Origin of the sequence: Microbacterium sp. KR10-403 (assembly GCF_040196215.1) — a bacterium.
Classification (GTDB): Bacteria; Actinomycetota; Actinomycetes; order Actinomycetales; family Microbacteriaceae; genus Microbacterium.
Genome location: NZ_JBEGDC010000005.1, coordinates 386,703 through 409,740 on the forward strand (window position 1 = coordinate 386,703; position 23,038 = coordinate 409,740).

26 protein-coding genes are annotated in these 23,038 nt (G+C 70.5%); 8 read left to right on the forward strand and 18 right to left on the reverse strand.

Annotated features, from left to right (window positions below):
• Window positions 1–3 precede the first annotated feature (3 nt).
• The 7 genes from ABMQ42_RS13640 to rpsB all read right to left on the reverse strand — a co-directional run bounded on the left by ABMQ42_RS13640 (window position 4) and on the right by rpsB (window position 5,567).
• Complete coding sequence (locus tag ABMQ42_RS13640) at window positions 4–723, reverse strand: aggregation-promoting factor C-terminal-like domain-containing protein (RefSeq protein WP_349723533.1); 720 nt, start codon at window positions 721–723, stop codon at window positions 4–6.
• Window positions 724–781: 58 nt separating this feature from the next.
• Window positions 782–1,363, reverse strand: a complete 582-nt coding sequence (locus ABMQ42_RS13645; RefSeq protein WP_349723534.1) for a DivIVA domain-containing protein — start codon at window positions 1,361–1,363, stop codon at window positions 782–784.
• The gene (locus tag ABMQ42_RS13650; RefSeq protein ID WP_349723535.1) at window positions 1,360–2,319 is read right to left on the reverse strand and encodes a phosphatidate cytidylyltransferase; all 960 of its coding nucleotides are present in this window, start codon (window positions 2,317–2,319) and stop codon (window positions 1,360–1,362) included. Before ABMQ42_RS13650 ends, ABMQ42_RS13645 begins: the two co-directional genes overlap by 4 nt.
• Window positions 2,320–2,327: 8 nt before the next feature.
• The gene (gene frr, locus ABMQ42_RS13655; RefSeq protein WP_349723536.1) at window positions 2,328–2,882 is read right to left on the reverse strand and encodes a ribosome recycling factor; all 555 of its coding nucleotides are present in this window, start codon (window positions 2,880–2,882) and stop codon (window positions 2,328–2,330) included.
• 71 nt (window positions 2,883–2,953) lie between these two features.
• Window positions 2,954–3,673, reverse strand: a complete 720-nt coding sequence (gene pyrH, locus ABMQ42_RS13660; protein WP_349723537.1) for a UMP kinase — start codon at window positions 3,671–3,673, stop codon at window positions 2,954–2,956.
• Between the two features lie 88 nt (window positions 3,674–3,761).
• A complete protein-coding gene (tsf, locus tag ABMQ42_RS13665; RefSeq protein ID WP_349723538.1) occupies window positions 3,762–4,589 on the reverse strand; it encodes a translation elongation factor Ts in 828 nt (275 codons plus the stop codon).
• A 90-nt stretch (window positions 4,590–4,679) separates the two neighbouring features.
• A complete protein-coding gene (rpsB, locus tag ABMQ42_RS13670) occupies window positions 4,680–5,567 on the reverse strand; it encodes a 30S ribosomal protein S2 (protein ID WP_349723539.1) in 888 nt (295 codons plus the stop codon).
• 458 nt (window positions 5,568–6,025) lie between these two features.
• Between rpsB and ABMQ42_RS13675 the strand changes: the two genes are divergently transcribed.
• Window positions 6,026–6,436, forward strand: a complete 411-nt coding sequence (locus tag ABMQ42_RS13675; RefSeq protein WP_349723540.1) for a murein hydrolase activator EnvC family protein — start codon at window positions 6,026–6,028, stop codon at window positions 6,434–6,436.
• Window positions 6,437–6,439: 3 nt separating this feature from the next.
• Here ABMQ42_RS13675 and ABMQ42_RS13680 read toward each other — a convergent pair whose 3' ends face one another.
• From ABMQ42_RS13680 to ABMQ42_RS13720, 9 genes are all read right to left on the reverse strand, one after another.
• Window positions 6,440–7,348 carry a tyrosine-type recombinase/integrase gene (locus ABMQ42_RS13680; protein WP_349723541.1) on the reverse strand — a complete coding sequence of 303 codons (909 nt, stop codon included), beginning with the start codon at window positions 7,346–7,348 and terminating at the stop codon, window positions 6,440–6,442.
• A gap of 16 nt (window positions 7,349–7,364) precedes the next feature.
• The gene (dprA, locus tag ABMQ42_RS13685; RefSeq protein WP_349723542.1) at window positions 7,365–8,570 is read right to left on the reverse strand and encodes a DNA-processing protein DprA; all 1,206 of its coding nucleotides are present in this window, start codon (window positions 8,568–8,570) and stop codon (window positions 7,365–7,367) included.
• Entirely contained in the window at window positions 8,567–10,096 is a 1,530-nt protein-coding gene (locus ABMQ42_RS13690) for a YifB family Mg chelatase-like AAA ATPase (RefSeq protein WP_349723543.1), read from the reverse strand. Before ABMQ42_RS13690 ends, dprA begins: the two co-directional genes overlap by 4 nt.
• Window positions 10,087–10,455 carry a YraN family protein gene (locus ABMQ42_RS13695; protein WP_349723544.1) on the reverse strand — a complete coding sequence of 123 codons (369 nt, stop codon included), beginning with the start codon at window positions 10,453–10,455 and terminating at the stop codon, window positions 10,087–10,089. Before ABMQ42_RS13695 ends, ABMQ42_RS13690 begins: the two co-directional genes overlap by 10 nt.
• Window positions 10,456–10,563: 108 nt before the next feature.
• Window positions 10,564–10,884, reverse strand: coding sequence for a DUF2469 family protein (locus ABMQ42_RS13700; protein WP_349723545.1), 321 nt, complete (start codon window positions 10,882–10,884; stop codon window positions 10,564–10,566).
• A gap of 44 nt (window positions 10,885–10,928) precedes the next feature.
• Window positions 10,929–11,588 (reverse strand): ribonuclease HII, encoded by a 660-nt coding sequence (gene rnhB, locus ABMQ42_RS13705; RefSeq protein WP_349723546.1) that lies wholly within the window; start codon window positions 11,586–11,588, stop codon window positions 10,929–10,931.
• Window positions 11,585–12,343, reverse strand: coding sequence for a signal peptidase I (lepB, locus tag ABMQ42_RS13710; RefSeq protein ID WP_349723547.1), 759 nt, complete (start codon window positions 12,341–12,343; stop codon window positions 11,585–11,587). Before lepB ends, rnhB begins: the two co-directional genes overlap by 4 nt.
• Before the next feature lie 100 nt (window positions 12,344–12,443).
• Complete coding sequence (gene rplS / locus ABMQ42_RS13715; RefSeq protein ID WP_349723548.1) at window positions 12,444–12,791, reverse strand: 50S ribosomal protein L19; 348 nt, start codon at window positions 12,789–12,791, stop codon at window positions 12,444–12,446.
• A 167-nt stretch (window positions 12,792–12,958) separates the two neighbouring features.
• Entirely contained in the window at window positions 12,959–13,474 is a 516-nt protein-coding gene (locus tag ABMQ42_RS13720; RefSeq protein WP_349723549.1) for an MFS transporter permease, read from the reverse strand.
• A 109-nt stretch (window positions 13,475–13,583) separates the two neighbouring features.
• Between ABMQ42_RS13720 and map the strand changes: the two genes are divergently transcribed.
• Together map and ABMQ42_RS13730 are read left to right on the forward strand one after the other, a co-directional pair.
• Window positions 13,584–14,369 (forward strand): type I methionyl aminopeptidase, encoded by a 786-nt coding sequence (gene map / locus ABMQ42_RS13725; RefSeq protein ID WP_349723653.1) that lies wholly within the window; start codon window positions 13,584–13,586, stop codon window positions 14,367–14,369.
• Between the two features lie 33 nt (window positions 14,370–14,402).
• Window positions 14,403–15,326, forward strand: coding sequence for an NADP-dependent oxidoreductase (locus ABMQ42_RS13730; protein WP_349723550.1), 924 nt, complete (start codon window positions 14,403–14,405; stop codon window positions 15,324–15,326).
• A 16-nt stretch (window positions 15,327–15,342) separates the two neighbouring features.
• Here the strand turns inward: ABMQ42_RS13730 and ABMQ42_RS13735 are convergent, their stop codons facing one another.
• The gene (locus ABMQ42_RS13735) at window positions 15,343–16,098 is read right to left on the reverse strand and encodes a class I SAM-dependent methyltransferase (RefSeq protein ID WP_349723551.1); all 756 of its coding nucleotides are present in this window, start codon (window positions 16,096–16,098) and stop codon (window positions 15,343–15,345) included.
• On the reverse strand, window positions 16,095–16,799 hold the full coding sequence (trmD, locus tag ABMQ42_RS13740; protein WP_349723552.1) for a tRNA (guanosine(37)-N1)-methyltransferase TrmD: 705 nt from the start codon (window positions 16,797–16,799) through the stop codon (window positions 16,095–16,097). Before trmD ends, ABMQ42_RS13735 begins: the two co-directional genes overlap by 4 nt.
• 151 nt (window positions 16,800–16,950) lie before the next feature.
• Here trmD and nirB point away from each other — a divergent pair, with 151 nt between their 5' ends.
• Genes nirB through ABMQ42_RS13765 form a run of 5 tightly spaced genes read left to right on the forward strand, consistent with a single transcriptional unit; the run spans window position 16,951 to window position 22,955 of the window.
• Window positions 16,951–19,530 (forward strand): nitrite reductase large subunit NirB, encoded by a 2,580-nt coding sequence (gene nirB, locus ABMQ42_RS13745; RefSeq protein WP_349723553.1) that lies wholly within the window; start codon window positions 16,951–16,953, stop codon window positions 19,528–19,530.
• A complete protein-coding gene (gene nirD / locus ABMQ42_RS13750) occupies window positions 19,527–19,910 on the forward strand; it encodes a nitrite reductase small subunit NirD (protein WP_349723554.1) in 384 nt (127 codons plus the stop codon). Before nirB ends, nirD begins: the two co-directional genes overlap by 4 nt.
• Window positions 19,907–21,136, forward strand: coding sequence for a uroporphyrinogen-III C-methyltransferase (cobA, locus tag ABMQ42_RS13755; RefSeq protein ID WP_349723555.1), 1,230 nt, complete (start codon window positions 19,907–19,909; stop codon window positions 21,134–21,136). Before nirD ends, cobA begins: the two co-directional genes overlap by 4 nt.
• Window positions 21,130–22,269, forward strand: a complete 1,140-nt coding sequence (locus ABMQ42_RS13760) for a uroporphyrinogen-III synthase (protein ID WP_349723556.1) — start codon at window positions 21,130–21,132, stop codon at window positions 22,267–22,269. Before cobA ends, ABMQ42_RS13760 begins: the two co-directional genes overlap by 7 nt.
• A complete protein-coding gene (locus ABMQ42_RS13765) occupies window positions 22,266–22,955 on the forward strand; it encodes a sirohydrochlorin chelatase (RefSeq protein WP_349723557.1) in 690 nt (229 codons plus the stop codon). Before ABMQ42_RS13760 ends, ABMQ42_RS13765 begins: the two co-directional genes overlap by 4 nt.
• Window positions 22,956–23,038: the final 83 nt, after the last annotated feature.

Here is a 23,038-nt window from a genome sequence, read left to right on the forward strand (position 1 = left end):
GGGTCAGTACCAGCCGGTGGACTGCGAGTGCCCCCACGCGCCGCACGGCGTGCTGTAGCGCGACGTGATGTAGCCGAGCCCCCAGGTGATCTGCGTGGCGGGGTTCGTCGCCCAGTCGGCCCCGGCGGAGGCCATCTTGCTGCCGGGCAGCGCCTGCGGGATCCCGTAGGCACCGCTCGCGTTCGCGGCGTTCACACGCCACCCGGACTCACGGTTCCACAGCGCGACGAGGCACGAGAACTCGCTGTCGCCCCAGCCGCGGGCCTTGACCATCTTGTAGGCGATGGCCTGCGCTGTGCCGGCCGACGGCGCCACAAAGGTGGAGGCGACGGATGCCGTCACGGAGGTGCTCGAGCTCGTCTCGACGGGCTTCGGCTTGACCGAGGCCGTATAGCTCTCGCGGTCGATCGCCGCCGCCCCGGTGGATTCGGAGGCCACCTCGACCGACTGGGCATCGCCCAACGCGCTCGTGTACAGCGTGACCGGCGCGGAATCGGACGCGTTCGCAGCCGGCGTCAGAACGGCGCCGAGGGGGCTGAGGCAGGCGACCGCCAGCCCGAGGACGGCGAGACCGGCGAATCCGGCCTTGGCCACCGCGGGCGCCGTGCGACGTCGTCGAACACGGCGGCGGGGAGCCGGGGCCTGCGGGGTCGCCGCATTCTTCAGATCACGGCGCAGCACTGCGCGGGGCGTCTCGGGTGTGGTGGGGGTGCCGGAAGTCACAGTGCCCACGAGTCTACAGAGACGGGCGCGGATTCGCCATGACGACGTGCCGTGGTCATCAGCCGACCGCGAGCATCACGTCGACCACGGCGTCGAGCAGGGCGTCCACCTGCTCCTCCCGATAGCCACGCCGTTGCATGCGGAAGGCCACCGTCCGCACCTGCTCAACGGTCACCGGACGCCCGTCGGCGAGGTAGGCCGCGAGCTTGTCGGCGACGAGGTCGACCTCGTCCAGCCGATACCCGTACCCGAGCAGGCGAGCCCGCGCGAAGCGATGCCGCGGCTCGCGGGTCAGGTGATCCAGGATCTCCTGTGCCTGAGCCCTCGTCTGGTCGATCCACGCGCCGGTGCCGGCCATGGACAGCGCTTCCTTCCGCTCCCGGGCGGCGAAGGCGTCTTCCACCCGACTGAGCGCCGCATCGACGGCATCCGGCTGATATCCGCGCTTCACCAGCGGGAACACCACCGAACGGATGTCGGATGCGCGCAGGCTGCCTTCGCTCTGCGGGCTCTCGAACGCGAGTCGTGCGCGCTCGAGGAATTCGTCCACGTCCGTGCGCGCGTAGCCACGCTCACGTCCGGATGTGCGGGGGAAGGTCGCCTGCGCGGCGGTGCGGGCTTCGGGGCGGGATGTCGTCATCGTGTCACCAGGGGGGTCAGCAGGTAGTACAGCGCCAGGGCGGCCCCGGCGGACGGGAGGATGGAATCGAGGCGGTCGAGCACTCCCCCATGGCCGGGCAGCCATGAACTCATGTCCTTGATGCCAAGGTCGCGCTTGATCATGGACTCGCCCAGATCACCGATGGTCGCGGTGAACAGGATCACGAGTCCGAAGATGATCCCGCTGGCCCACGGCAGTCCGAGCATGAAGGCGGACAGAAGGATGCCGGCGACGACTGCCCCCACGACGGCACCGCCGAATCCTTCCCATGTCTTCTTCGGGCTCACGCGCGGCGCCATCGGGTGCTTGCCGAGGGTGAGGCCGGTCGCGTACGCCGCCGTGTCCGCGACGATCGCGAGAATGATGAACGCCAGGACCCAGAGCTCCCCCGACTCCTGCCGGAGGAGGATGATCGCCAGGCTCGCGGTGAACGGCACGTACAGCTGCACGAGCACGCCGGCGAGCACATCCTGCCACGGCGCGCCACCACCACGAGTGCGCTCCACCACGCCGGCGACCACGCGCCACAGCACGATGAGCACGACCGCACCGCACACCACGACCCAGTGCTGCCAGAGGGGCAAGAACCAGGCCGATGCCACCATCGCCAGCATCCCGATCAGCTGCGGGATCAGGTCGATGCGGCGCCCGCCCGCCTGCAGGGCACGGCCGATCTCGAAGATCCCGGTGCCCGCCGCTGCGAGCACGAACAGGATGAAGACCGGTTTCCAGATCAGCAGGGACAGCAACACGGCCGCCCCGATCACCAGACCGATCAGAATGGCGCCGATGAGGTCTCGGCCGGTGCGCTGCTTGATGCGCTCGTTCGCCTGGTCGAAGTCGGCACGCGCACGATCGAAATCAGCGCGCGCGCGCGAACGCCGACCCCGGCGGCGACCCCCACCGTCGGGTGGCTGTTCGGACGCGTCGGTCATGCTCGTGCTCAGACCTCGAGGAGTTCTGCCTCTTTGCGCTTGAGTGCCTCATCGATGGCATCCACACGCGCACGCGTGATCGCGTCGAGTTCCTTCTCCGCACGTGCGAGTTCGTCTTCGCCGATGTCGCTCTTGAGGGCATCGAGGTCGTCCTTCGCCTTGCGACGGACGCCGCGCACGCGCACCTTCGCGTCCTCGCCCTGCGAGCGCACCAGCTTGACGTACTCCTTGCGGCGCTCCTCGGTCAGCTCCGGCATCGTGATCCGCACGATGTTGCCGTCGTTGGTCGGATTCGCGCCGAGGTTCGGCATCTCGCGGATGGCGTGCTCGATCGCCTTCAGTGCCGACTTGTCGTACGGCGTCACGATGAGCGAGCGCGCCTCCGGCGCGTTCAGCGAGGCGAGCTGTGCGAGAGGAGTGGGAGTGCCGTAGTAGTCCACCAGCACCTTCTGGAAGAGCTGGGGGTTCGCGCGTCCCGTCCGGACGCTCGCGAAGTCGTCCTTCGCGGCCTCAACCGCCCGGTCCATTCGATTTCCGGCATCCGTCAACACGTCCGCGATCACGGTCTCTCCATTCGCTCAGGCGTTCCCGCCCAGTCTAGTCGTGGCTCACCGCGCATCCGCGGCGCACACGGTCACGTGGTGACCAGAGTGCCGATCTGCTCACCGAGCAGGGCCCGGGTCACGTTCCCCTCGGGCTCCATGCCGAACACGCGCATGTCCATCCGGTTGTCCATGCACAGACTGAACGCCGTCGAGTCGACGACCTTCAGCCCCTTCTGCAGGGCCTCCAGATAGGTGATCCGATCGATGCGGGTCGCCGTGGCATCGTGTTTCGGATCCGCCGTGTACACGCCGTCCACGCCGTTCTTGGCGACCAGCACCTCGTCGGCGCGGATCTCGAGGGCGCGCTGGGCGGCGACGGTGTCGGTGGAGAAGTAAGGGAGCCCCGCGCCGGCGCCGAAGATGACGACGCGGCCCTTCTGCATGTGGCGTTCCGCACGCAGGGGGATGTAGGGCTCGGCGACCTGGGTCATCTGGATCGCGGACTGCACGCGCGTGGCGGCGCCGGCCTGCTCCAGGAAGTCCTGCAGAGCGAGCGCGTTCATCACGGTGCCGAGCATGCCCATGTAGTCGGCACGGCCGCGGTCCATGCCGCGCTGGCTCAGCTCCGCACCGCGGAAGAAGTTGCCGCCGCCGACGACGATCGCGATCTCGACGCTGTCGACGGCTGCGGCGATCTCGCGGGCGATCTGGCTGACGACATCGGGGTTGACACCGAGGGATCCGCCACCGAAGGCCTCTCCGGAAAGTTTCAGCAGGACGCGGCGGCGCGTGGTGGCCTCATTGATCACGTGTGTGTTCCTCTCGTCGCGATCACACTGTAGCGAACGGGCATGACAAGGGCCCGCATCGTTGTCCGATGCGGGCCCTTGCGGCGTGTCAGGCGCCGACCTTGAACCGAGCGAAGTCGGTGACGGTGATGCCCGCGTCCTTGGCGACCTGCGCGACGGACAGCTTGTTGTCCTTCGCGTAGTCCTGCTCGAGCAGGGCGACCTGCTTGAAGAACGCGTTGACGCGGCCCTCGACGATCTTCGGCAGCGCGGCCTCGGGCTTGCCCTCGTTGCGGGAGATCTCGGTGACGATCTCGCGCTCCTTCTCGACCTCGGCCGCGGGGACGTCCTCGCGGGAGAGGTACGTCGGGTTCGCGAACGAGATGTGCTGGGCGATGCTGCGGGCGGTCGCCGCGTCGTCACCGCTGTAGGCGACGACCACGCCGATCTGCGGCGGCAGGTCCTTGCTGGTCTTGTGGAGGTAGACCTCGAACTTGTCGCCGGTGACCGTGCGCACGCGACGGAGGACGATCTTCTCGCCGATCACGGCGGCGTCCTCGGAGATGAGCTGCTCGACGGTCTTGTCGCCCGCCGGTGCGGCGAGAGCGGCCTCGACCGAATCGGCTGCGACGGCGGCCGCGGCATCCGCGACCGTCTCGGCCAGGCCGATGAACTTCTCGTTCTTCGCGACGAAGTCGGTCTCGCAGGCCAGCTCGACGAGCGTGACCTTGCCCTCGCCCTCACGGGCGACGACCAGACCCTCGGTCGTGGAGCGGTCGGCGCGCTTCGCGTTGCCCTTCGCGCCCTTCAGGCGGAGGATCTCGACGGCCTTCTCGAGGTCGCCGTCGGCCTCCTCGAGCGCCTTCTTGGTGTCGACCATGCCCGTGCCCAGCTGCTCGCGCAGCGCCTTGATGTCGGCGATGGTGAAGTTTGCCATGGGTGGCGGCTCCTTGCTTGATGAAATCTGTCTCGTGGATGCCACGGCCGGCCCGTCGTGGAAACGGACCGGCCGAAGCGGAAAGGGGTGTTACTCGGCCGGCGCGACCGGGGTCTCACCCTCGGCGACCTGCTCGGCGACCTCGGCGGCCTCGGCCTTGGCCTCGGTCTCGTCGGCGACCTTGTCGGTCTGCGCCGACGACTGCTCCGGGGCGCCCTGCTCGAGCAGCTCGCGCTCCCACTCGGCGAGCGGCTCGGCCGGCTCGGTCGACTCGGCGTCGGCCGGCTGGTGGCGCTGGATCAGGCCCTCGGCCGCGGCGTCGGCGATGATGCGGGTGAGCAGCGAGACGGAGCGGATCGCGTCGTCGTTGCCCGGGATCGGGTACTGGATCTCGTCCGGGTCGGCGTTCGTGTCGAGGATGCCGATCACGGGGATGCCCAGCTTGCGCGCCTCGTCGATCGCGAGGTGCTCGCGCTTGGCGTCGACGACCCACAGCGCCGACGGGGTCTTCTGCAGGTTGCGGATACCGCCCAGCGACTTGTGCAGCTTGTCGAGCTCGCGCTTCTTGAGGAGAAGCTCCTTCTTCGTGAAGCCGCTCTCCGACGGGTTCTCGTAGTCGAGCTCCTCGAGCTCCTTCATGCGCTGCAGACGCTTGCTGACGGTGCTGAAGTTCGTCAGCAGACCGCCCAGCCAGCGCTGGTTCACGTAGGGCTGGCCGACGCGGGTCGCCTGCTCGGCGAGGACCTCCTGCGCCTGCTTCTTGGTGCCCACGAAGAGGATCGTGCCGCCGTGGGCGACGGTCTCCTTGACGAACTCGTAGGCGCGGTCGATGTAGGCCAGCGACTGCTGCAGGTCGATGATGTGGATCCCGCTGCGCTCGGTGAGGATGAAGCGCTTCACCTTCGGGTTCCACCGACGGGTCTGGTGTCCGAAGTGAACGCCGGCATCGAGCAGCTGGCGGATGGTGACGACGGCCATCGCCGCCCTCCTGTTCTCGGCGCTGTGCGCCGCTTTCGGTTGCGTCGGCAGGCGGTCGCCTGCCGAGTCCTGGTGCCCGGCACACATCCCGCCCCGTGTTCGGGGACCGGTGGGAGTGGATGCCACCCGTGAGAGATCACAGGCTCTGGGCACGCGTAGTCACCCCGCAATGCAGGGTGCTCGTCCAGTGTATCAGCACGCGGCTCCTCCCCAGATGTCGACGATGGCCCGTCCTCGCCGGGTTCTCCACATTTCCCGGGGCGGGCCGTCCGCGCGCTCGATGCCTGCACCACGCTGGCTGCATGCCTGTCGTCCCCGTACCTCCTCGACCGCGCACGCGTCGCCATCGCGCGGCGTGTGCGATCGTCGCCGTCCTGCTGGCGTGTGCCGCGGTGTGCATGCCTGCTCCTGCCGCAGCGCGGTCGTCGGCGGGTTCTGCCGGCGCGATGGAGATCGCCATGACCACCTGGTCGTGGCCGGTGGCCGGCGCTCGCATCACCCGTGCGTATCAGGCGCCCGCGCACGAGTACGGCGCAGGGCACCGCGGCATCGACCTGCAGCCGACCGGCGACGACGCGGTGCGCGCGCCCCGCGCGGGCGTGGTCGCGTTCTCCGGCCGGATCGCCGGCCGCGGCATCCTCACCATCGATCACGGGGACGGGTACGTCACGACCCTGGAGCCGATCGATTCGGATCTGGATGCCGGGACGAGCGTCCGCCGAGATCAGCCCGTCGGCACCCTCTCCGTCGGCGGCCACGCCGCACCGGGCACCCTCCACTTCGGGGTGCGCCTCGACGGCGCCTATGTGAACCCCCTCCTGCTGCTCGGCGACGTGCCGCGGGCGGTGCTCCTCCCCTGCTGCAGCTGAGCGTCAGCGCTCGGCCCGCGGATGCGCGAGCCGGTAGGTGGCCAGCAGCCGCTCGCTGGACACGTGTGTGTAGATCTGCGTCGTCCCGAGGCTGGCGTGGCCGAGCAGCTCCTGCACGCTGCGCAGATCGGCACCGCCGTCGAGCAGATGGGTGGCGGCCGAGTGGCGGAGGGCGTGGGGGCCGATGGTCTCGACGCCGACCTCGGGGCCGAGCGTGCGCGACACGACGGTGTACACGGCACGCGGGCCGAGCCTGCCGCCGCGAGCGCCGAGGAACAGCGCCGGCGTCGTCTGCGCCGCACGAGCGGCGAGGACAGGGCGTGCCCGGACGAGATAGGCGTCGAGCGCGCGCTCGGCGGGAAGCCCGTAGGGCACGACACGTTCCTTCGAGCCCTTGCCGAGCACCCGCACCGTGCGGCGGCCGCGGTCGAGGTCGTCGAGATCGAGCCCGCACAGCTCGGACACGCGCAGCGCAGACGCATACAGCAGCTCGAGGACCGCGTCGTCGCGCAGCGCCAGTGGGTCGCCGGAGTCCGCAGCGACCGCAGCCGACTCCATCACGTGGGACAGGCCGTCCGCCGTGGCGACGGCCGGGAGCGTCCTCCCCCGCTTCGGCGCCACCAGGCGAGCGCTCGGATCGGTGGCGATCGCCTCGGCGTCGAGCGCCCAGGCGAAGAATCCGCGGACCGAGGCCGTCCGACGGGCGAGGGTGGCGCGTGACCGGCCCTGCTGCATGGCGGCCCACAGCCAGTCACGCAGCAGGTCGAGCGTCACGTCGTCGACGGGCGGATCGCCGAGCACCTCCACGAGGTCGGACAGATCGGCCCGATAGGCACGCACCGTCGCCGGCGACAGACGGCGCACATCGCGGAGATGACGCAGATAGTCGTCGACGGCACGGGAGGTCTTCACCCCACCAGGATGCCGGTCACCCGGCGGCCCGGGCCGCGACGCGCCGCCACCCGCCGCCCTGTGCTTCGGCGGTGCCGTCGAGTGCGAGCAGGCCCAGATGCGTGCGCACGTCTTCGGGCGCCATGCCGCTGCGACGCGCGACATCGTCCACGTCGCGCCAAGAGCGGCTGCTCAGTGCATCGACGACACGCGTACGGTCGTCCGTCCGGGTGCCCGTCTCGACCTGTGCCGCGTTCGACAGCCCGATGAGCTCGCACACTTCGTCGGCCGTCGTGACACACTGCGCCTGGTACTCGCGCAGGATGCGGTGGCAACCGGCCGACGCACCGCTGGTCACCGGACCGGGAACAGCCGCGAGCGGCCGCCCCAGTTGAGAGGCGTGCGAGGCGGTGTTCAGCGAACCGCTGCGCCATCCCGCCTCGACCACCACGGTCGCACCGCCCAGAGCCGCGATCAATCGGTTCCGCTGGAGAAAGCGCCATTTGGACGGCACCGAACCGCAGGGGACCTCGCTCGCGACGACTCCCGACGACGCGATCCGCCGGAGCAGATCGGCGTGCCCGGTGGGATACGGCTTGTCGACACCGCCCGCGACGAGCGCCGCCGTAAGGCCGTCGGCCGCCAGAGCTCCCCGATGAGCCGCCCCGTCGATGCCGTATGCGCCGCCGGAGATCACGGCGATCCCGCGACCGGCCAACTCTGCCGCGAACTCCCCCGCCAGGTGCTCGCCGTATCCGGTCGCCGCTCGTGCGCCGACGATGGCGATCGCAGGCTCGAGCTTCGCGAGGCGACCCGAGTCTCCGCGAACCCAGAGGCACAGCGGCGCATGGGCGCCGAGGTCGCGCAGCGCCCTGGGCCAGCAGTCGTCGTCGGGCGTCACCAGACGCGCACCCACATCGCGGGCGCGTGCCAGCGCGAAGGCGATCTCCTCGGCCTGCAACCGGGGCTTCCACCGGGAGATCCCGGCCCGCAGCTCCGCGGCGGTCAGGCCGGCTGCATCCGCCGCGATGCCGTCCCGCGCGCCCGCGAGCACCTCGTGCAGGGCACTGTCCGCCCCCAGCGCTCCCACCAGCGCGCCGGCCACGCCATCCCCCGGTTCGACGAGATAGCTCCACACCGCCGTCGCGTACCGGCGCGCGAGCCGATCGCCGGCGGGCTCCGATGTGTCGGCGAGTTCTGCAACGATCTGGGCGGCAGTGTCGTCCCAGCGGAACGCGGTCATGAGCGGATTCCCTTCTTCAGATACAGCGCACGACCGATGTCTTCGGTCGTCAGTCTCTCGCGACCAGCCAGATCGCACAGTGTCCACGCGACCCGCAGGATGCGGTCGAACGACCGCATCGTGAGAGTGCCGCGGTCCAGCGCGGCGTCCAGCGGCCGTCGGATGACGGGCGCGGGGGCCAGCGGACCCTGTCGGAGCCAGAGTCCGGACACCTCCGAGTTCATGCGCCAGGGCGTGTCACGCAGACGGTGCGCAGCGTGGGCCCGGGCCGTGACCACCCGTTCCCGCGCCTGAGCCGTCGTCATCGACGACGACGCGCGCAAGGGATCTGCGACCCGCACCCTGGCGAGCTGCATCTCGATGTCGATGCGGTCGAGGAGCGGGCCGGTCAAGCGGCCCCGATAGCGCCGGATCGCCGCGGGCGGGCACGAGCAGCTCGCTCCGCGCACGCCGTAGTTGCCGCACGGACACGGGTTGGTCGCCATCACCAGCTGGAACCGGGCCGGGAACGAGGCCGTGAATCCGGCTCGATGGATCTCGATGCGCCCGGTCTCCAACGGCTGGCGCAGGGCATCGAGCACTCCGGCCGCGTGCTCGCCCGCTTCATCGAGGAACAGCACCCCTTCGCTCGCGCGGGCGATCGCTCCGGGGCGCACGGCCCGCGATCCCCCGCCGACGAGAGCCGCGATGCTCGCGCTGTGGTGGGGCGCCTCGAACGGCGGCATCCGATCCAGGCTGTTGACCACGCCCCCCGACAGGGAGCGGACCGACGCCGCCACCAGGGCCGCCTCGTCGTCCAGCTCGGGGAGGATCCCGGGCAGTCGACGCGCCAGCATCGTCTTGCCGGCACCCGGCGGGCCGACCATGAGCATGTGGTGGCCACCGGCCGCGGCCACCACGAGCGCGCCCACGGCGTCGTCCTGGCCGATGACGTCGCCGAGATCGAGCCGCTCGCGGGGCGCGGTCTCGTCTTCAGCGACGGCGACCGGCGTCACGTGCGCGGGCACCTCGACGTCGGCGCCGTGCAGACGCGCCACCTCGGCGAGTGTGCTGGCTCCGACGACCTCCGCGCCGGGGACCAGACGTGCTTCGGCGCGGTTCGCCCACGGAACGACGATGCGCGGCACACCACCGCGCACGGCCGCGCGTACCGCGGGCAGCACGCCGGGCACCGGCCGAAGCCGCCCGTCGAGCCCCAGTTCGCCGATGTGGACGGTGCGGGCGATGGATGCGGCATCCATGTCTCCGTCGGTCGCGAGCGCCGCGATCGCGATCGCCACGTCGAAACCCGATCCCTGCTTGGGCAGACTGGCCGGCGACAGGTTGACGGTGAGTCGACGCTTGGGAAGAGCGAGCCGGCTGTTCTCGCTCGCGTTGCGGACGCGCTGGACCGCCTCGCCGAGCGCGCGGTCGCCCAGCCCGATGATGCGGAACTCGGGCATCTGCTTGGTCTGGTCCGCCTCCACCTCGATGAGAGTCCCCTCGAGGCCGGAAAGGGCGACCGCCCATGTGCGCGTCACGCCCATGGCACGTCCTCGACATGCTCGAGCCGACCGCATGCCGGGTCTCCGCCGGTGATCCCGATCACGTCGAGACGCCAGCGCCTTCCCTGCGCGAGGTCGGGATGGGCCGACGACCACGCGTGGGCGAGTCGCCAGATGCGGGCCCGCTTGCGCGCGTCGACGGCCTCGAGAGGGTCGCCGAACAGGTCCGTCCGTCGGGTCTTCACCTCGACGAACACGAGGTCGCCCGCGGCGCATGCCACCACGTCGACCTCGCCGTCGGGCGCTCGCCAGTTGCGGTCGACGACGTCGAACCCGCGTGCGGTCAGATACGCGACGGCGCGGTTCTCACCCGCGCGCCCCAGTTCATCCTTCGCAGCCATAACGGCATGCTCCCGTGAACGCGCATCCTCGCGCGGCGCGAGAAGGGGATCTGGGGACGAATGTGCCGAAAGCCCGGAAAACCGCCTTCTGTGGAGGAACCGGTGACGCTAGGAGTCCAGCGAGAGCTCCTCGGGCAGGTGCAGGTCACGGCGCTGCAGTTCTTCGACGTTCACATCCTTGAAGGTCAGCACCCGCACGGATTTCACGAAGCGATCGGCCCGGTAGATGTCCCACACCCAGACGTCCTTCATCGTGATCTCGAAGTAGAAGTCGTGCTCGGTGTCGCGGCGGACCACATCCACGTCATTGGCGAGGTAGAAGCGCCGCTCGGTCTCGATCACATAGGCGAACTGCGAGACGACGTCCCGGTACTCCTTGTACAGCGCCAGCTCCAGCTCGCGGTCGTAATCGTCGAAGTCGTCGTCCATGGTGTCTCTATCCTAGGCGCCGCACCGCGCCCGCACGCACGCGGTCAGAAGAGTGTGGGAGCGTCTGCGATGGCCCAGGACGCGCGGTGATACGGACTCAGACCGTGGTCGCGGATGGCCGCACGGTGCGCCGCGCTCGCGTACCCCTTGTTGCGCGCCCATTCGTACGCCGGATGCTCGTCGTGCAGAGCGACCATCTGCCCATCACGGGCCACCTTGGCGATGACGGATGCCGCTGCCGCACTCGCGCAATCGCGATCGGCCTTGATCTGCACGAGCACCTCGGTCGCCACCTGTGCGACGGGCGCGATGTAGTCGTGGTTGCCGTCCAGGAGCACGATCGCGTCGTCGACGGCCACGCCCGCGCTGCGCAGCCCGGCGATCGCCCGCACGGCCGCCGTGCCCAGCGCCCACATGATGCCGTGCTCATCGATCTCCGCGGCGCTCGCCCAGCCGACGGCGTCAGAGCACACCCACGCCGCAGCGCGCTCGGCGACGGCGGGGCGACGCGCCTCGGCGACGAGCTTCGAGTCGCGCAGCCCCTGCGGCACGCGGCGGCGCGACGCCTGAGCGTCGATCGCCACCGCACCCACCGCGACCGGCCCCGCGAGCGCACCACGACCGACCTCATCGCAGGCGATCAGCACCGGGCGCTCGCGCAGAAGACGACGTTCCAGCGTCAGCGTCGGCTCGACGACGGTCACGGCGACGACCCCGACGCCGTCGGCGTCGGGACTCCCGCGAACACGGCGTGGTGGGTGTCGATGAGTCCGAAGCGGTCGAACGGCCAGGTGATCACGAACGCGCGGCCGACGACGTTCTCGATCGGGACGAAGCCCTTGCCGGGCTGATCCTGGTTGTAGCGCGAGTCACGAGAGCGGTCGCGATTGTCGCCGAGGACCCAGAGCCTGTCTGCCGGCACGGTCACGTCGAACGGGACGACCTCGGGCTCGTTCTCACCCGCGGCCAGCTTGAGGTAGGGCTTCTCATCGATGGGCTGGCCGTTCACGGTGATCTGGCCGATCGCGTTGCAGCACACCACGTGATCCCCGGGCAGACCGATGACACGCTTGATCAGATGGTCGTCGCTGTCGGGCGCGGACACCCCGATGAGGGAGAGCACCCAGTCGAATGCCTCCACGATCCACGGTCGGGGCGCCTCCGCGGTGGACTCTCCGGTCAGCCATCCGCCCGGGTCGCGGAAGACCACCACGTCCCCACGGTGGTAGCCCGTGAACCGTGGCGTGATCTCGTCGACCAGGATCCGGTCATCGATCTGCAGCGTGTTCTCCATCGACCCGGAGGGGATGTAGAACGACCGGATCAGGAAGGTCTTGACCAGGAATGAGACCAGGAGCGCGACGATGATGATGACCACCACGTCGCGCAGGAACGCGAGTGCGCCACGCCGCTTCGGCGGACGACGTTCGGGCACGGCCGCCGCGGAGTTCTCAGTCATTCACACCCTTCGACGATCGCACACTACAGCGTCGCACATTCTCGGCGGATCAGACGACGACGCCCCGAGGCGTCTGCCTCGGGGCGTCTGTGGGAACGCGTCAGTTGTCGCGCTTCTCCTTGATCTTGGCCTTCTTGCCACGCAGGTTGCGCAGGTAGTAGAGCTTCGCGCGGCGCACATCGCCGCGGGTGACGACCTCGATGCGGTCGATCACGGGGCTGTGCACCGGGAAGGTGCGCTCAACGCCGACCTGGAAGCTGATCTTGCGGACGGTGAAGGTCTCGCGCACACCGTCGCCCGAGCGGCCGAGGACGACGCCCTGGAAGATCTGGATACGGCTGCGGTTGCCCTCGGTGATGTTCACGTGCACCTTGACGGTGTCACCGGGGTGGAAGTCGGGGATGTCGGAGCGGAGCGATGCCGCGTCGACAGCGTCGAGGATCTGCATGATCGTGTCTCTCTGCGACCGCCACAGGTCGGCCGCGAAAATGGAAGGAATACGTGAGTCGGTGCACGCTACGCAGTCAGGATGACGCGCGGACTCCCCTGAGGCAGAGTCGGTGCGCGGGCACGATCATCAATTCTGCCATGGATGCCGCATCCTGACCAAAACGGCTAGTGGACGTTCCGTCCGTCGCCGGGTCGCCCCACCTCGTGCACGACGATGACTTCAGCGTGCTGACGCGCGCGCTCGCGGATGTCTTCATCGGCGTCGGGCAGGTCGGCCGGCCCCGTGCCCGACGACATGCGGCGCAGCGAACCGCGCGCCCCGTTCCAGAGCTGTGCGAGCGAAGACCAGAACACGGCGAGGAACACGATGATCGCAGCGACCAGCACGGCGAACGACACCGGCTGGATGAAGCACCCGAAGACGATGATCAGCGCGTGCCACACCGTGAGCCCGAGCACGTCCCACCAGGAGACCGCCCGCTCGGTGCGCACGGTCGGGCGGGCGCGGATCAGCAGCGCGAGGACGAGCTCACCGACGAGCACCGCGGGGGCCGCGACGAACAGGATGCCCAGGAACGCCCAGCCGCTCGCATTGAACACCGCCCAGCCGACAAGAAGCCAGGCGGGCAGGACGATGGCGGCCGGAAGGAGCCATTGGAAGAAGCCACGACGGAGCCACATGACGCGATACTACGCGTTGGCGTGCGACGCGTGGGGCGCGCCGCCTGTGCATCCGCAGAGCGAACGCCGATCATCATCCGCGAGAATGGACGCAGACGAGAGGAACACGATGATCGAACTGCGCACCCCGGCCGAGATCGAGCAGATGCGGCCGGCGGGTCGTTTCGTCGCCGAGGTCCTGGCGACGCTGCGGAACGAGACCAAGGTCGGGACCAACCTTCTGCAGATCGACGAGAGCGCTCACCGCATGATCCACAAGGCGGGCGCCCAGTCGTGCTACATCGACTACGAGCCGTCGTTCGGCAGCGGGCCGTTCGGCAAGGTCATCTGCACCTCGGTGAACGACGCCGTTCTTCACGGCATGCCGCACGACTACGTCCTGCGCGACGGCGATCTCGTCTCGCTCGACTTCGCCGTGTCGCTCGACGGCTGGGTCGCCGACTCGGCCGTCTCGTTCGTGGTCGGCACGCCGCGCGCCGAGGATCTCGCCCTCATCGACACGACGGAGCGGGCACTGGATGCCGCGATCGCGGCGGCGACGGTCGACCACCGCATCGGCGACATCTCCGCGGCGATCGCCGAGGTCGCGCATGCGGGCGGCTATTCCATCAACACCGACTTCGGCGGGCACGGCGTCGGCCGGATCATGCACGGCGACCCGCACGTGCCCAACGACGGCCGGGCCGGGCGCGGCTACCCGCTGCGGGAGGGCCTCGTGATCGCGATCGAGCCCTGGTTCCTCGCCACGACCGACGAGCTCATCACCGACCCCGACGACGGCTGGACGCTGCGCAGCGCCGACGGCTCGCGGGGCGCCCACTCCGAGCACACCGTCGCCATCACCGCCGACGGGCCCATCGTGCTCACCGATCGGTCATTCCTCGGCACGGACTGAGCCCCGGCCCCGAACGGGGTGTTGACTGGCGGTATGGCGAAGAAGTGGGTCGTGTCGGGCCGTGACGGCCTCGACGGTCTGAAGCTCATCGACGTGCCGGTGCCCGCGCCGTCCCCCGGAGAGGTCACCATCCGGGTTCATGCGGCCGGCGTCAACCCGGCGGACTACAAGCATCTGGTGCGCACCCAACCGGGTGACGGCATCGGCTACGAGGTGGCCGGCGTCCTCACCGCGCTCGGGACGGACACCCGGATCGCCTCCGGCGGCGGCGCCATCGGCGACGAGGTGTTGGCCTTCCGCGTGCAGGGCGGCTATGCCGAAGAGCTCACCGTTCCTGCGGCCGATGTGTTCGCCAAGCCTGCCACGCTGTCCTTTCCGCAGGCCGCGAACCTCCTGCTGGCGGGCACGACGGCAGCCGACATGCTCCATGTCACCGACGTGGGCGCTCACGACGTCGTGCTCATCCACGGCGCCTCGGGTGCGGTGGGCATCAGCGCGATCCAGCAGGCGCTGTGGCGCGGTGCACGGGTCATCGGCACCGCGTCGAGAGGGAACCTCGACCGGGTGCGCGCCTTCGGTGCCGAGCCGGTCGCGCACGGGCCCGGCCTCGAGGATCGCATGCGCGCTCTCGCGCCCGACGGGGTGGATGCCGTTCTCGACGCGGTCGGCACCGACGAGGCGGTCGCGGCATCCACCGCCCTTCTGCGGGATGCCGCGCGTGCGGTGACCATCGTGCGGGGGCCGGCGACGGATGCCGCGGGCTTCACCGCGATCGGCGGTGCGATGCCTGCCAGCAAGGCGTTCCGTGACGCCGCGCGCGCCGGGCTCATCGCGCTCGCCGGCGCCGGCGAGCTCGCCGTCCCGGTCGCGCGCACCTTCGCGCTGGAGGACGCGGTGGAGGCGCTCCACTTCCTGCAGCAGGGCCACCCGGGCGGCAAGCTCGCGCTCGTGCTGTGAGGCCCGGTCGCCGGCCTCAGCCGTCGATGACCTCGTAGCGGAACGCGTCCGCGACGTTCGTGAGAGGGAGCACGCTCCGGCCCGCGGTGACGGGGTCGGTGTCGAGGATCGCCTCGACGCGCGCGGTCATCTCGGCGTGCTGTACCTCATCCGCGGTGAGGAACGCGCTGACCGTGTGCCAGCGGCGGATGTAGTCGGCGCGCGGAATCTGCTCGGCCCAAGGGACCTGCCGCTCCTGCACGAGGCGGAAGCCCGGAAGTCGGTCGGCGGCGGGGTCATCCGCGGTCGGGTCCTCGTCACGGACGGCAACCGGCGGGTGCGCGACATGACCGCAGGCCCAGTCCCACGCGCAGTCCGGGGTCGATCTGTTCCAGACAAGGCCCAACGTGCCGCCCGGACGCAGCACCCGCCGGATCTCGGCGGAGGCGGCATCCCGATCGAACCAGTGGAAGGCCTGTGCGACGACGACGACGTCCGCACTCGCGTCGGGCAGCGGAATCGCCTCTGCCGTTCCCCGCAGCGCCGCGACGAACGGCAGCTTCTCGCGCAGGACCGAGAGCATGCGCTCCGACGGGTCCACCGCGAACACGCGCTCGGCCCGGTCGCGCACGAGCTCGGTGAGCTTGCCCGTGCCGGCGCCCAGATCCAGCAGTGCGGTCACGCGGGTCGGCACGAGCACATCAAGCGCCTTCTGCGGAAACGAGGGGCGATACCGGTCATAGTCCCGCCCGGTGCGTTCAAACGACCGCGCGAGCGCGCCGTGCGCGGTCATCCCTCGTCCTCCCGGCCGTCCAGCAGATCCGGCCGGCGCTCGCGCGTGCGTGCGAGCTGCTGCTCCCGTCGCCATGCGGCCACCGCCCCGTGGTTCCCGCTCAGCAGCACCGGTGGCACCTCACGGTCGCGCCAGACCGCCGGCTTGGTGTAGCTCGGATACTCGAGAAGCCCGTCCTCGTGCGATTCCTCGACCAGGCTGTCGGGATTGCCCACCACACCGGGCACGAGCCGTCCGGCGGCCTCGACCATCGCCATGACCGCGACCTCGCCGCCATTGAGGACGTAGTCCCCCAGACTCACGAGACGCACGTCGCCGAGCGTGGCCGCATAGTCGAAGACGCGCTCGTCGATCCCCTCATAGCGACCGCAGCCGAAGACGAGATGCTCGATACCGCTGAACTCGCGGGCCGTGGCCTGTGTGAAAACCTCGCCCGCCGGCGACGGGAAGACGAAGGTGGGGCGGGATGCCGCATCCCGCGCGATCTCGTCGAGCGCGTCGCCCCACGGCTCGGGCTTCATGACCATGCCGGCTCCCCCGCCGTACGGGGTGTCGTCGACGGTGCGGTGCCGGTCGTGGGTCCAGTCCCGCAGGTCGTGCACACGCACGTCGAGCAGCCCGTTGACGCGGGCCTTTCCCAGCAGCGACACCTCGAGGACGTCGAAGAAGCCGGGAAAGATCGTCACGATGTCGATGCGCACGACACGAGCCTAGTCAGGGGCGCTTGTCACACCGCCCCGACGGCGGATGTGACGCGGGCGTATCGCAAGGGTCACACGAGTGAGCATCACGTCACGAACACGAAACATGCATCACACACCGACGAAAACCCGTCTTCCTATCGTGAAGGCCATGAACACGGACGACGCTCTCCCCCGACTTGTCGTGGTCGGTGCCGGAATGGTGGCCCACCGACTCGTCGAGAGCATCGTCACCCGCGAGCCAGGGCGCTTCGACATCACCGTGCTCGGGGACGAGCGGTTCGCCGCCTACGACCGGGTCGGGCTGACCGTCTGCCTCACCGGAACGCCCGCGGACGACATCGCTCTCGACGCCGGGGTGTTCGCGGCCGAGGGCGTGACGCTGCGCACCGGCGTCCGCGCCACGCGCATCGACCGCGATGCGCACACCGTGCACTGCGACGACGGCTCGTCACTCCCCTACGACCGCCTCGTGCTGGCCACAGGCTCGAGCGCCACCCGCCCGCCGGTCGCCGGCGCCGACCACGACGCCTGCTTCGTCTATCGCACCCTCGATGACGTGCTGGACCTGCGCGCGTTCGTGCAGCGGCGCATCGCGGAGCTCGATCGCCTCGTCAACGGTGTCGTGATCGGCGGGGGACTGCTCGGGCTCGAGGCGGCCGGCGCCCTGCAGACGCTGGGTGCGGAGGCGACCGTCGTCCAGTCGTCGGACCGGCTCATGTCGGCACAGCTCGATCGCCCGGCCGGCGACGCTCTCCGCCGACTCATCGAGCAGCGTGGCATGGCGGTGCGCACCGAGTCGCGCAGCACCGCGGTCGTGGTCGGCGACGGCGGCGACGTGACGGAGGTGCTCTTCGGCGACGGCTCGTCACTGCCCGCCGACGTGGTCGTCTTCACGGTCGGCGTGCGGCCCCGTGACGAACTGGCACGCGACGCAGGCCTGGCCATCGCCGAACGCGGCGGCGTCATCATCGATGCGGAGTGCACCACCAGCGACCCGGACATCTTCGCCATCGGCGAGGTCGCCAGCTTCGGCGGTCAATGCGTGGGCCTGGTCGCACCGGGATATGCGATGGCCGAGGTCGCCGCCACACGCCTGCTCGGCGGCACGGCATCGTTCCCCGGGTACGACGAGTCCACGAAGCTCAAGCTGGCGGGCGTCGACGTCGCCACGTTCGGAGACGCCTTCGGCGTCACACCGGGGGCCCTCGACGTCGTCTACGCCGACCCGATCGCCGGCCTCTACAAGAAGCTCGTCCTCTCCGACGACGCGCAGACGCTGTTGGGCGGGATGCTGGTGGGCGACGCCTCCGCGTACGGCTCGCTGCGTCCGCTGGTGGGCGCTCCCCTCGGCGGCGATCCCGCCGCCTATCTCATGCCGGCGGACGGCGTCGCGGCCGCACCCACCGGCGATCTGCCCGACGAGGCGCTCGTGTGCTCGTGCAACGGCATCACCGCCGGGCGCATCCGGCTCGCCGTGACCGACGACGGGTGCACCGACGTCGCGGGCGTCAAGGCCTGCACTCGCGCAGGGGCCACCTGCGGCTCGTGCATCCCGATGGTCACCAAGATCGTCGGCGCTGAGCTCGCGAAGACCGGCCACGCGCTGAGCACCGGGCTGTGCGAGCACTTCGAGATGACGCGCCCGCAGCTGTTCGACGCGGTCCGCGTGACGGGGCTGACGACCTTCAGCGCGATCGTCGAGCGCTTCGGCACCGGTCGCGGATGCGACATCTGCAAGCCGGTCGTGGCGAGCATCCTCGCCTCCGTCGTGCACAGCCACGTTCTCGAGGGCGAGAACGCCGCCCTCCAGGACACCAACGACCATGTCATGGCGAACCTGCAGAAGGACGGCTCGTACTCGGTGGTCCCGAGGATCCCCGGCGGCGAGATCACGCCCGAGGGCCTGCTCGTCATCGCCGAGGTCGCACGCGACTTCGGCCTCTACACCAAGATCACCGGCGGCCAGCGCATCGACCTCTTCGGGGCGCGGCTCGAGCAGCTGCCCGACATCTGGGGCCGACTGGTCGACGCAGGCTTCGAGTCGGGCCACGCCTACGGCAAATCGATGCGCACCGTGAAGTCGTGCGTCGGCTCGACCTGGTGTCGCTACGGAGTGCAGGACTCCGTCGGGATGGCGGTGAAGCTCGAGCTGCGCTACCGGGGGCTACGCTCGCCCCACAAGCTCAAGCTGGGCGTCTCGGGCTGCGCTCGCGAGTGCGCCGAGGCACGCGGCAAGGACGTCGGCGTGATCGCGACCGAGGCCGGATGGAACCTCTACGTCGGCGGCAACGGCGGGTTCACCCCGCGCCACGCGACCCTCCTCGCCGAAGACCTCGATGACGACGGCCTCATCACCGCCATCGACCGCTTCGTCATGTACTACATCCGTACGGCCGATCGCCTGCAGCGCACCGCGGCCTGGCTGGAGGACCTCGACGGCGGGATGGACGCCCTCCGCGCCGTTGTCTTCGACGACAGTCTGGGCATCTGCGCCGACCTCGACGAGGCCATGGCCGCCCACGTCGACTCGTACGAGGACGAATGGAAGGCGACCCTCGAAGACCCCGACAAGCTGCGGCGCTTCGCCTCGTTCGTCAACGCCCCCACCACCCCCGACCCCGCGCTCGCATACACGATCGAACGCGGCCAGCCCCGTCCCGCCACCGCCGACGAGCAGCAGGACCGCCGCGTCCTGATCGCCGGCACCACTCTGGAGGTCCGCTCATGACCCTGCTCGCTCCCGAAGCCCCCACCACCGCTGAGCGCCGCGCGCAGTGGGTGCCGCTGTGCGCCGTCGACGACCTCGAGCTCGAGCGTGGTCGCGCGGCGCTCGTGGGCGACACGCAGATCGCCCTCTTCCTCCTGCACAGCGGACGCGTGCACGCCGTCTCGCACCTCGACCCGTACAGCGGCGCGCACGTGATCGCCCGCGGCATCGTCGGCTCCCGCGACGGTGCGCCGACGGTGGCATCGCCGATGTACAAGCAGGTCTTCGACCTGCGCACCGGCACCTGCCTCGACGCGCAGGGCAAGGAGGACAAGTCGCTCCGGACGTGGCCCACCGCCGTGCGCGACGGCGAGGTCCTCGTCCGATGGGAGGCCGCATGACCACGGTCGTCGGACTGTCGCTGAACGACCGCGACGTCGTCTTCGTGGGCGGCGGTGCCCTCGCGGCGCGCCGGCTCCTGCGGTTCATCGACGAGGGCGCGCGCGTCCACGTCATCGCCCCCGTCCTGCACGCCGATGTCGCGCGCCTGATCTCCGTGCACGGCCTGCGCAGCACGCGGCGCTCGGTACGCGCGTCCGACCTCGAGGGAGTGTGGCTCGTGCACACGGCGACCGGCGTCCCTGCGGTCGACGCCTGGGTCGCGGGGGTCTGCGAGCAGCGCCGCATCCTCTGCGTCAACGCGTCCGACGGCGCGCACGGCTCGGTGCGACTCGCCGCCCAGACGCGTGCCGACGACACCCTGGTGGGCGTCGTCTCGGACGCCGGTGTCGACCCGGCGCGGTCCGCGCGCCTGCGCGACGGGATCGCCGCCGCTCTCCGTGAGGGGCGTCTCCCCCTGCGTCGGCGCCGTCCGTCCGGAGTCGGCCACGTCGCACTCGTCGGCGGCGGGCCCGGTGCCACCGATCTGCTCACGATCCGCGGCCGGATCCTGCTGTCGGAGGCCGATGTCGTCGTCGTGGACAGGCTGGGGCCGGCATCCATCGTCGACGAACTGGAGCCGGACGTGGAGGTCATCGACGTCGGAAAGCGCCCGGGCGATCACCGTGTGCCGCAGCAGCGGATCAATGAGCTGCTCATCGACCGCGCCCGGGCGGGTCAGCGTGTCGTGCGCCTCAAGGGCGGCGACCCGTTCCTGTTCGGCCGCGGCGGAGAGGAGGCCGCCGCCTGCCTCGCGGCCGGCGTGGCCGTCGACGTCGTCCCCGGCGTCACCAGCGCGCTCGCCGTGCCGCAGGCGGCGGGCATCCCGGTGACCCACCGCGGCGTGTCCGCGTGCGTGCACATCGCCAACGGACAGGCGGCGCTCGCCTCGTCCACGCTCTCCGCGCTCGTCGACGCCGCCACGACGACGGTGCTGCTGATGGCGGTCGCCGCGCTGCCGCGCATCGTCGCCGCCGCGCGCACGGCCGGCGCCCCCGATGACCGCCCCGTCGCGATCGTCGAGAACGGTCACACGCCACAGCAGCGGACGACCCGCACGACACTCGCACAGGTGCTCGATGACGCCCGCGACGCAGAGGTGCGGAACCCGGCCGTGATCGTGTTCGGCGATGTCGCGCGCGCGGGGCTGCTGCTCGGAGCCGACCTGACGGCAGCCGCGGCATGCTGATGCGTCCCCAGCTGTCCGCAGCGCTCGACGGCTGCACCATCGTCGTGACCGCGGATCGCCGCAGCTCAGAGCTCGCCGCTGCTCTGGAGAGGCACGGCGCGCTGGTCCGTCACGCCCCGGTGATGTCGATCGTGCCGCATGCCGACGATGCCGCGCTCTCCGCCGCCACCCGCGCCCTCATCGCAGATCCCCCGGACATGGTCATCGTGACGACGGGCGTGGGCCTTCGCGGGTGGATGGAGGCGGCCGACGAAGAGGGCGTGCGCGACGAACTTCACCAGGCGCTCAGCGGTGCCAGGTTCATCGCGCGCGGCCCGAAGGCGCGCGGCGCCATCCAGCAGGCGGGCTTCTCCGTCCACTGGGTCGCCGAGACGGAGACTGCGGCAGAGGTCGCGCGGCACCTCCTCGAACACGGCATCGAGGGCTCCCGCATCGCCGTACAGCACCACGGAGCGGGCGCCGATGGTCTCGACGAGCTCTGCCGTCGGCACGGCGCAGACGTCGTGAGCCTCACCGTGTACCGCTGGGGTCCGCCGCCCGACGCGGAAGCCGTGCGGCAGTCGGTCCTGGATGCCGCATCCGGCGACATCGACGCCGTCGTGTGCACCTCGGCCCCGGGTGCGTCCGCATGGCTCGCCGCCGCAGGCCGGGAGGGCGCGGTGCCGACAATCGCGCGACGCACGCTCGAGCGCCGGCTGCTCGTCGCCGCCGTCGGCCCCGTCACGGCTGCGCCTCTGCACGCCGCCGGCGTCACGGCCACCGTCGCCGACCGCGGCCGCATGGGCGCCCTGGTGCGCACGGTCGTGTCGCATTTCGGTTCGGGATCGCACGCCGCCACCGAGACCACCGGCGGGCGTCTTGAGCTGCGCAGCGGCGGGGTCGTCCTCGACGGATCGTTCCTGCCCCTGTCTCGGACGTGTGCCGCCGTGCTCGAGCTGCTGTACGCCGCGGACGGTGCTGTGGTCACGCGCCGCGCACTGCAGCGTGCGCTGCCGCGTTCGACCGAGAACACCCATGCCGTCGACATGGCCGTCGCGCGCCTGCGCGATGCCCTCGACTCATCGGACATCATCCGCACCGTGGTCAAGCGCGGGTACCGTCTGGACGTCCGAGAAGGCCTTCCGACCGCATGAGCCCGGTCCTCATCGGATGCTCACACGGCACGTCCTCACCCGAGGGGCGGGCCGCCGTCCGCGGGCTCCTGGAGCAGTGCCGCACGATCCTCCCCGGCGTCGACGTGCGGGAGGCCTTCGTCGACGTGCAGGAACCGGCGCTCGGTGACGCGCTCGCGGGCCTGTCCCCCGGGACGCCCGCCGTGATCGTGCCCCTGCTCCTCTCCCCCGGTTTCCACACCACCGTCGACATCGAGGGCGCGGCGCGGCGCCGACCCGGCGTCGTCTCAACGCCCGCGCTCGGTCCCCACGATCTGCTCGCGTTGGTCCTCGAGTCTCGGCTCGAAGAGCTCGGTCTGCGCGATGACGACGCGATCGTGCTCGCCGCTGCCGGGTCGCGTGACCCCGCATCCGCGGAGGCGGTGCGCAACGTGGCATCGCGGCTCGCCGTCTGCGTGCGTCGGCGCGTCCACGTCGGGTTCACGGCGGGTCCTGGTCCCCGGCTGCCCGCGGCGATCGCCGCCACTCGGCGCGTGCACGCCGGGCGAGTGGTCGCCGCCACGTACATGCTGGCGCCGGGTCACTTCGCCGATCAGGTCCGGGATGCCGGAGCCGACGCCGTGACGATGCCGCTGGCTCCCGATCCCCGCGTGGCGGCGGTCGTGGCGGAACGCTACCACGGTGCCGTCGCGGCGGCCGCAGCCTGATCTCACGGTCGTGTGGGACGCGCCGTGACCCGATCGTCACGGCCGGGCAACGCTCGGGTCCGAGTGCGGAAACAGTGCATCCG

Excerpts from the sequence above, each read along its gene's own strand:
- ABMQ42_RS13645 (WP_349723534.1), bottom strand. The coding sequence starts at position 1,363 with ATGACGACATCCCGCCCCGAAGCCCGCACCGCCGCGCAGGCGACCTTC.
- ABMQ42_RS13650 (WP_349723535.1), bottom strand. The coding sequence starts at position 2,319 with ATGACCGACGCGTCCGAACAGCCACCCGACGGTGGGGGTCGCCGCCGG.
- tsf (WP_349723538.1), bottom strand. The coding sequence starts at position 4,589 with ATGGCAAACTTCACCATCGCCGACATCAAGGCGCTGCGCGAGCAGCTG.
- rpsB (WP_349723539.1), bottom strand. The coding sequence starts at position 5,567 with ATGGCCGTCGTCACCATCCGCCAGCTGCTCGATGCCGGCGTTCACTTC.
- ABMQ42_RS13675 (WP_349723540.1), top strand. The coding sequence starts at position 6,026 with ATGACCACCTGGTCGTGGCCGGTGGCCGGCGCTCGCATCACCCGTGCG.
- dprA (WP_349723542.1), bottom strand. The coding sequence starts at position 8,570 with ATGACCGCGTTCCGCTGGGACGACACTGCCGCCCAGATCGTTGCAGAA.
- ABMQ42_RS13690 (WP_349723543.1), bottom strand. The coding sequence starts at position 10,096 with ATGGGCGTGACGCGCACATGGGCGGTCGCCCTTTCCGGCCTCGAGGGG.
- ABMQ42_RS13695 (WP_349723544.1), bottom strand. The coding sequence starts at position 10,455 with ATGGCTGCGAAGGATGAACTGGGGCGCGCGGGTGAGAACCGCGCCGTC.
- ABMQ42_RS13700 (WP_349723545.1), bottom strand. The coding sequence starts at position 10,884 with ATGGACGACGACTTCGACGATTACGACCGCGAGCTGGAGCTGGCGCTG.
- lepB (WP_349723547.1), bottom strand. The coding sequence starts at position 12,343 with ATGACTGAGAACTCCGCGGCGGCCGTGCCCGAACGTCGTCCGCCGAAG.
- rplS (WP_349723548.1), bottom strand. The coding sequence starts at position 12,791 with ATGCAGATCCTCGACGCTGTCGACGCGGCATCGCTCCGCTCCGACATC.
- ABMQ42_RS13720 (WP_349723549.1), bottom strand. The coding sequence starts at position 13,474 with ATGTGGCTCCGTCGTGGCTTCTTCCAATGGCTCCTTCCGGCCGCCATC.
- map (WP_349723653.1), top strand. The coding sequence starts at position 13,584 with ATGATCGAACTGCGCACCCCGGCCGAGATCGAGCAGATGCGGCCGGCG.
- ABMQ42_RS13730 (WP_349723550.1), top strand. The coding sequence starts at position 14,403 with ATGGCGAAGAAGTGGGTCGTGTCGGGCCGTGACGGCCTCGACGGTCTG.
- ABMQ42_RS13735 (WP_349723551.1), bottom strand. The coding sequence starts at position 16,098 with ATGACCGCGCACGGCGCGCTCGCGCGGTCGTTTGAACGCACCGGGCGG.
- nirB (WP_349723553.1), top strand. The coding sequence starts at position 16,951 with ATGAACACGGACGACGCTCTCCCCCGACTTGTCGTGGTCGGTGCCGGA.
- nirD (WP_349723554.1), top strand. The coding sequence starts at position 19,527 with ATGACCCTGCTCGCTCCCGAAGCCCCCACCACCGCTGAGCGCCGCGCG.
- cobA (WP_349723555.1), top strand. The coding sequence starts at position 19,907 with ATGACCACGGTCGTCGGACTGTCGCTGAACGACCGCGACGTCGTCTTC.
- ABMQ42_RS13760 (WP_349723556.1), top strand. The coding sequence starts at position 21,130 with ATGCTGATGCGTCCCCAGCTGTCCGCAGCGCTCGACGGCTGCACCATC.
- ABMQ42_RS13765 (WP_349723557.1), top strand. The coding sequence starts at position 22,266 with ATGAGCCCGGTCCTCATCGGATGCTCACACGGCACGTCCTCACCCGAG.